General features: G+C 77.5%; 1 protein-coding gene. It reads right to left on the minus strand.

What is annotated here, in order from left to right; all coding sequences use genetic code 11:
- Nucleotides 1–1249 (minus strand): hypothetical protein (locus E1300_RS51205; protein ID WP_207400467.1); only part of this gene is annotated, 1249 nt, incomplete at both ends.

Genomic DNA, 1249 nt, shown 5'->3' on the forward strand with positions numbered 1-1249 from the left:
CGGGCGCCGCCGGCGGCGGAGCAGGGCGCCGTAGGTGAGCTGGAGGCGCGCCCGTTCGAAGGGCCATGCGGTAAGGTCGGTGTCCAGCACCGAGCGCAGCGCCCCGTCCGCCCGCTCCTGCGGTGCCGCCAGGGCGCGCGCGCAGCGCAGCGCCACGCGCAGCAGCGGCTGCGCGCCCGCCTCGTCGAAGGGGGCCAGTTCGCGGACGCGGGCCGCGACGCGATCGCGGCGGCCGCAGTGCATACCGGCCTCGGCCAGGTGCGCGATGACGGAGAAGCGGACGAACGGGTGGTACGCGGGCGCGGACGGCTGGAAGATCGCGTCGAGCTTCTCGTGCGCCTCGGCGTACCGGCCCTCGGCCAGGGCGGCGACGCCGCGGACCACCTGCACCAGGGCGAGCATGGTGTGCGCGCCCTTCGAGAGCAGGTCCCGCTCGCAGCGCTCGGCCATGTCGCGCGCCGTGCCGCAGTCGCCACGCAGGGCCTCCGCGTGCCCGTGGTTGAGCATGTTGGGATAGACGTAGTTGAGCTGGCGGGTCTCGACGGCGAGCTCGTGGGCCTCGGCCGCCGCGACGCGGCCGAGGGTGGGGTTGCCGAGCTGGACGGCGCACCAGGCCTGGTACGCCAGCGCCCACGTGAGCGAGACGAGGTTGCCCTGCCGGCGGTTGGCGGCGGTGGCGTCGGCGGCCAGCCTCGCGGCGTGGCCGAGCGCGCCCACGGCGACCGCGCCGGCGGTCAGCTCCGTCAGGTCCATGCCGGTGAGGCCGGGGTCCCCGAGCATGCCGTCCAGCCGCTCGACGACCTCGGCGCTTCGCTCGACCGGCGCGACCAGGCCGAGCGCGGCGACCAGCCGGGGCGTCCGCGGCGGCAGATCGAGCCGGTCGAGCAGCCGGACCATCGCGTCCCGCACGTCCCGGCCGGGCGCGGAGTAGTAGGCGCGCACCGCGACCCGGTGCACGACGTACAGGGCCCGCTCGTCGCGGCCGGCCTGCCGGAGCCGTTCCGCGGCGGCGACGTGGCCGCCCAGCCGGGCGGCCCCCGACCAGCCGCCCTCGGTGATCTCCTGCAGCCACCGCAGCATCACCCGGTCCTCGGCGGGCAGGTCGCGGGCGTCGATGTCGTCCAGGATCCGGGCCGCCTGGTCGTGGTCGGCGACCTCCAGCGCCGTCTCCAGGGCCCGCAGCAGCAGGCTCGCGCGCCGCCGGGCGTCGCCGGTGAGCCGGGCGGCCCGCGCCCACAGGGGCGCCGCC

The organism is Actinomadura fibrosa (genome assembly GCF_900659615.1).
GTDB classification, from domain to species: Bacteria; Actinomycetota; Actinomycetes; order Streptosporangiales; family Streptosporangiaceae; genus Spirillospora; species Spirillospora fibrosa.